The 6,221-nt window shown below is 52.2% G+C and carries 5 protein-coding genes; all 5 read left to right on the forward strand.

What is annotated here, in order from left to right; all coding sequences use genetic code 11:
- Positions 1 to 9: 9 nt before the first annotated feature.
- On the forward strand, positions 10 to 801 hold the full coding sequence (locus AB5750_RS03375; RefSeq protein WP_117800192.1) for a hypothetical protein: 792 nt from the start codon (positions 10 to 12) through the stop codon (positions 799 to 801).
- Between the two features lie 28 nt (positions 802 to 829).
- The gene (locus AB5750_RS03380) at positions 830 to 2,218 is read left to right on the forward strand and encodes a Gfo/Idh/MocA family oxidoreductase (RefSeq protein ID WP_346976460.1); all 1,389 of its coding nucleotides are present in this window, start codon (positions 830 to 832) and stop codon (positions 2,216 to 2,218) included.
- Between the two features lie 816 nt (positions 2,219 to 3,034).
- Positions 3,035 to 3,940, forward strand: coding sequence for a hypothetical protein (locus AB5750_RS03385; protein WP_368145279.1), 906 nt, complete (start codon positions 3,035 to 3,037; stop codon positions 3,938 to 3,940).
- Between the two features lie 30 nt (positions 3,941 to 3,970).
- Positions 3,971 to 4,501 carry a hypothetical protein gene (locus tag AB5750_RS03390; RefSeq protein ID WP_346976458.1) on the forward strand — a complete coding sequence of 177 codons (531 nt, stop codon included), beginning with the start codon at positions 3,971 to 3,973 and terminating at the stop codon, positions 4,499 to 4,501.
- Between the two features lie 304 nt (positions 4,502 to 4,805).
- The gene (locus AB5750_RS03395; protein ID WP_368145277.1) at positions 4,806 to 5,885 is read left to right on the forward strand and encodes a hypothetical protein; all 1,080 of its coding nucleotides are present in this window, start codon (positions 4,806 to 4,808) and stop codon (positions 5,883 to 5,885) included.
- The last annotated feature ends 336 nt before the right edge of the window (positions 5,886 to 6,221 follow it).

Below are 6,221 nucleotides of genomic sequence, written 5' to 3' on the forward strand. Positions count from 1 at the left end.
AAAACGAACGTGAATGTGAAGAAAGTGGCCTGCTGGGACGAGGGCTTGCGGCGTGTTCTGGAAGGTCAGCGCGTTGAAAACCCCTACGCACTTATCGATGCGCTGACCTACGGGTTCGAGGGCGACAACGTTGCGTGCTGGGAGGTCTTCGACGAAAGCCGACTCGAGGCGGTCGTTTACCGATATTATGACGGACTCCAGGTCGTCTTCTGCGGGCAGGCAGGCCACCGCGCAATCCGGGCCGTCGCGACCCTCGTTGAGAAAATGGACCCCTCCATGGTCCAAACCTCTTACAGTGCAGCGGCAGAGCTCGCCACCGTGCTCGCCGACTACAGTTTGTCTGAGGGGTGGGTTATGCGGGCTGACGGAACTCAGGTACCAGACCCCGCGGCGGTCAGGGCGACCGAGGCCGACTATCCTGAGATCGCCAGGCTCATCTGCGGCGACGAGGAGATTGGCAAGCACTACGATGTCAGCGCGCTCGTGGCTCAGTTGTGCGAGAGAGAGCGGCTTCAGGGCTGCAGGAGCATAGTCATTAGGGATAGCGAAGGAATTGCTGCGCATATGGCGACCTATGCCGAGTCCGACGATGTTGCCGTCTGCGCCGGGCTCAAGGCACGCCCTGGTGCGGAGAAGGGTGTCGGGGCGCGGGTGCTCTCATCGCTGGCCGTCGAAGTGGCCGCGCGCGGCCTCATACCTTTGCTGTACTGCTACATAGAGCCACTGTGGCCTTGGTACGAGGCCCATGGGTGGGAGAAAGCCTTTCACGTCGCGAAGCTCGAGCACTGCGGCAATTACTAAACAAGCCACGAAAGGGAAGGTGAGGCCCATGAGGAAAGTGATCACATATGGAACGTACGACCTTCTGCACCGGGGCCATGTGCGCCTGCTGGAACGCGCCAAGGCGCTCGGCGACTACCTGGTCGTGGGCGTAACCGCCGATGGCTTCGACAAGGTGCGCGGGAAGATTAACGTTTCCCAAACCCTCAACGAGCGCATGCGTTCTGTCCAAGAGCTCGGGATTGCTGACGAAGTAATCGTTGAAGAGTACGAGGGCCAGAAGATTGACGACATCAGACGTATGGGAATTGATGTGTTCACCGTAGGCTCTGACTGGGTTGGTAAGTTCGACTATCTCAGGGAATACTGTGAGGTAGTCTACCTTGATCGTACGCAAGGCGTCTCGAGCACCGAGCTTCGCGCCGAAAGTGGACATCTACGAATGGGGTACGTGGGCAAGCGTGTGCTAGTGGAGAAGTATCTGCGTGAAAGTGCCTTCGTGAATGGCGTTGACCCCACCTGCGCGATGATCGACAGTGATGGAAGCCTCGCAGGCTGTGGCTTAGTCGAACAGGTTAATGATTTCGATGAGATAGTCGGTCGATGCGACGCAATCTACCTTGCATCGCATCCCAATCAGCACTATGGACAGATTAAGCGAGCGCTTGAGGCAGGCAAACATGTTCTATGTGAGAGCCCCATTGCCTCAACGCGTGAGGCGTGCCAGGAACTGCAGGCGCTCGCACGCTCAAAGGGCCTCGTTTTGGCCGACGCGATCAAGACGGCGTATTCAACGGCCTACCATCGACTGCTTCTGCTTGCCAAGAGTGGTCACATTGGACGAGTTCTTTCGGTGCGCGCTGTATGCACCAGCCTTGTTGATCTTGGCAGTGAGGACATCTCGAGCGTTGAGGGCAAGTGGTCGAGCTCCAAAGCCTGGGGTCCAGCAGCGTTGCTGCCCATCTTGCAGCTACTCGGAACTAATTATCAATCAGCCGATTTTGTAAGGGCCGACCTTGAAGGTCACGCTGGCTTTGACGCGTTTGGTGAGATCCGACTGGCATTCGAGGATGGCTACGGCGAGGCGGTTTTCGGCAAGGCGGCTAAATCTGAGGGGTCGCTTGTGGTTTCCGGCACGGATGGCTACATTTACGTACCCGCTCCCTGGTGGAAAACAGACTACTTCGAGGTACGCAAAGAGGATCCTTCTCAAAACAAGCGGTATTTCTTCCAGCTTGACGGCGAGGGAATTCGCAACGAGCTCGTCGAGTTCGCGCGAGCAGCTGAGCGTGGAGGCAAATGCGGTCTTTACATCGATGATAGTGTATCCGCCGCCATAGCTGGCCTGCTGGGTCAATTCGGCGCAAGTAAAGACCACATCGAACTGTCGCCTATCAAGCTCGGGAGCGACACCTGTGGTGAGGGCGTAGCGAGATAGCCGCGCTTAGATATACACTCGACGCATTATTCATGCCGTAATCTGAAGCATGGGGGAGTGGTGACCATCATTCTTCTGGGTGATAGCGGTCTGTATCTCGATTGCATGCTTATCTTTCATTGATTTAATAACAACGCAAGCAGCGGCTTGCGAATAACGGAAGTCGAAATTTAGCTACTTTCACATAAACTCTTTCTATGTGTTTTGACTTACGTTGGTTCAAAAATTGACTAAGCCAACTTTTGAACCAACGTAAACCTCCGTAGGCACTTGAATGTGTCTTCGCTATTTGGTACTTGGCTAAACAAAACAAATGAAGGACCCTTTGCTAGGGTCATCATCACCACAAAATTTGATTTAGAATCAGGCTTAAATTTTCGGCACGATCTTCGGGGACCTTCCGGTCTCCGCATCATCAACTGTTTTCTAAACTGTTATATAAATTAAGATCGACCCCTGAGGAATGGAAAGAGATCCTCGGGGGTCGATTTCATAAATGGGAAATCAAATACATCCGGGCAGAAACTATCAATCTAATATTCGAAACAATGACTGAATTGCTATTACCCGTATATTACTCCTTGCTGGAGAACCATTGGACGATCCCATATGTTGACTTCGGTAGTGTTGGCCCAGGCTACGTCTTGAACCGCAACCTATGTTTAGGAGAATATCTTAACTAGAGCCGAGGGGTTATAATGGTATTTCCCAATGCTGAAAATTATTTACTTTGCATGCAGCACGGTATTTTTAATTGTCCACCAGCAGGAATAAAATTGCATCAACGTTAATTTGATCGCTTTAGGAGATGCTCTAATGCCCGGATTGTTCGCGATGCACTCACTTGTTGTCTATAGGCTTTGGGCAAATACCTATAGACACAAGGAGGAAAGACTCGATGTCTCGAATTACGGCAACAAACCTTTACTAGACTACATTTTTAGCTTTGTTAATGACAATAACGCACCGTTTCAAGTAAATGAAGGTGAACGGTTCATTCAGTTCGATTCTTATAGGCAAATAAATGACAGTGTTTTAGTCAATCTAAAATCTGGTCGCGCGGGACTTCATGTTGATGTCGTTGACACAAGAACAATGACCGATAGTGGCATTTCCTACACAGAGGAAATGGCCGGCATGGTCCCTTCTAGGCTACTCATTAAATGTACTCCTGGATTAGGCTATGCGTTGATTGGGATTGAATCAGTTCCGAATGGCGGAGGCGCCTCAGTGCCAGTTACAGCACTAAAGAATTATATTGCCAGTCATTCAACGGGAATAACCTTAAAATCAGAACGCGTACAAGAAAGGTCTGCACTTGACGCATTTACGGGAGTGGAGCAATTCGAACTTCGCCGTTATCGCCCCTCCAAAAACATTGAAGACGGTACCGTGGCAAACGTGGGAACTATATCATTCATTGCAAAACATAAAAGAGGTCTTCGCATCCCTCTAGCGACAATTGATATGATTAAAGACAAGAAAGCGGTTGCGGAGTATTTTGGCGTTACGAGCAACTATTCTGGTCGAGAAGAAGTTTTTGCCACGCTAAAGCAACGTGACGGAAAACCTAAGACGTTTATGCTTGATAAGGAATTCGCAGTTCCCATAACTGAAGTATTAAATGAATCAGGACAGCCGCCACTTTCTGATGATCGGTTTATCGCCGTTTGTCTTGATAGTTTCGCCAGAGCAGAGGATGTCTTCAATAGAGATAAATAGTCTATTAGGTTACTCCGGAAGGTCGGTAGCATGGGCAAAATTAGCTTCTGGCAACTTCTAATCAAATATATTGCTACACTCCGCAATTATCAAACTAATAAAATATCGCACGGCGATATATTTGTTCAGCTAATTGCGCCCGCTTTGCTGTCGGTGGCTCTATTTTTTAATTGGCCTGACAGCTGCATTAACCTTGAAGATTTAATATCTAATCTAATTAGCTGCATTTCTATAATTTCTGGCCTTATGTGTGGTGTTGCGGTACTTCTCTTTCAATTGCGCTTACAAATGAGCTCTCAAAAAGATCCAAAACCACTCGATCGCGAGCTTACAATGGTTGATGAATCTTTTCATATATCTATGTGGACTGTTTTGGACGGGCTCTTCGTTGTTGGCTTGTTATGCATTGCCCCATTGACCAAAAACATCAATGAGCTATTTTCCAGATTCTTATTCTGTCTCGCGGCCTTCTTTCTTCTTAACTTTTTAATTGTCACACTCATGACTCTTAAACGAATCAGCGCTGCATACACAACGTTTTCACGCGGCTGGAAAATGTAGCCCCAAGCCCATGAGCCTTTGAAGATAGTGTTTCACGGAGCCTCACATATGTAGAAGAATCCAAATCAAATTAGAGTTTTGCGGACGAAGCCAACGATCTCGGTTGCATACGCAATGACTTACGAGCATCGTTTGACGTGACCCGATCCATTCACCGATTGGCAAAACGATTTACACCTAATTATTGGCACTGCTCAGGGGCATTTTCTTTGTTTGCGGCTTGATCTCGTTAAACTAATAACTGCTGCTACCAGGGCATTTTCTGGTGCACATTCTATTGGCTCCTGCGAAGATCGGAGCGGGTATGTTTGCTGCCAAGTCCTACACCAGCCGTCATTACATTGCGATTGTTGCCATGGCCTGCCTATGCGTTTTGCTGGGCGGGCCTTCTTATGCCGCGGGCGCGGAGAGCCTCATCATCGCGGGCGCGACGTACTACGAGCCGGGCGTATCGGGCCCCGGCTGGGCCTGGACCGATGCCGACCACCTGGAGCTTAACGGCTACGCGGGCGAGGCCATCGGCGCCGAAGGCGACCTGGTGCTGACGCTTGCCGGGCAGAACTCCGTGACGGAGTCGCATGCGCCCGATGCGGACATCACGCTGTGCGGCATGGAGGTGTGGGGCAACCTGACGCTTCGCGGTACCGGGACCCTGACGGCGACGGGCTCGCAGTGCGGGATCCACGTGTCGCAGGCGCTCGCGGTGGACGGCTGCACCGTCGATGCCCGGGCGGACGGGGCCGATATTACGGACGAGGCGGTCGCCGGCGTGATCGCCGGCGACATGGCCGTGCGCGGCGGCGGGCGCGTCGTTGCCGCGGGTGCCGGGTCCGGAGCGGGCGTGCGCGCCTACGGCGTGTATCTGCAAGATGCGGGCCTTGGCGATGGTGCGGCCGGCTATCAGCTTTCCGTTGACGCCTCGTGGCTCGATGCGAGCGGCGCCGATGGCGGCGTTGCGTGCTTGGGCGGGTCGCTTGTGTCCGCACGGTTTGTGACGCCTGCCGGCGGGACCTTTGGTGCTAGTAGCGTGGTGGATGCCTCCGGTGCGGTAGCACCGCATGTGGTGATTGAGCCCGATGTCGCCACGCCTCCGGCGGGGGAGACCGATGGAGACAACGTGCCTGGCGATAGCTCGAGCAAGTCTCCTGCCGATGCTAACCCCGCTGCCGGAGAGCTCACCACAGGGCCCACGGCAAATCCGGCGCTGAAACCCGCGGCCACAACAACCAAGACATCAACGACAGTAACCAAGACCACTAAGCCCAAGACCGCTACCACGACAACCGCCACGCTCCCCAAGACCGGCGACAGCAACTGGATCACCGCTTCCGTGACGCTTTTCCTGCTTGGTACAGTGCTTCTAGCTGCCGCATGTCGCTGCTGAAGCACCCATTTCGATAAGCAATGTAGAGGACCATATTCGTAACGACGCATTAGTAGAATAGTTTATAACGACAATTGCTCAGGATTTATCTAACATGAACCACGAATCGGATCATACAGTTGACGCTGCCAAGAAAGAATTAAACGCCGACCTTCTTGAGCTGTTCGAGCGTTGCAGCTATCTGTACAACGAGGCATTTTATGCCAACACGGAACTAGCAATCCTTCGCGAACTGTCTAAAGCATCTTCTGGCTATGAGTGAGTATTTGCTCGCTTGAGCACTGTTGAATATCGCGAAACAGCACCGCCGATATCGCGCTTGGGCACCGGGGCCGA

Source organism: Collinsella aerofaciens, from assembly GCF_040926185.1.
Lineage (GTDB): Bacteria > Actinomycetota > Coriobacteriia > Coriobacteriales > Coriobacteriaceae > Collinsella > Collinsella aerofaciens_BC.

Bases quoted from the DNA above. Each gene is read 5' to 3' on its own strand.
- AB5750_RS03380 (WP_346976460.1), top strand. From the start codon at position 830: ATGAGGAAAGTGATCACATATGGAACGTACGACCTTCTGCACCGGGGC.
- AB5750_RS03385 (WP_368145279.1), top strand. From the start codon at position 3,035: ATGCCCGGATTGTTCGCGATGCACTCACTTGTTGTCTATAGGCTTTGG.
- AB5750_RS03390 (WP_346976458.1), top strand. From the start codon at position 3,971: ATGGGCAAAATTAGCTTCTGGCAACTTCTAATCAAATATATTGCTACA.
- AB5750_RS03395 (WP_368145277.1), top strand. From the start codon at position 4,806: ATGTTTGCTGCCAAGTCCTACACCAGCCGTCATTACATTGCGATTGTT.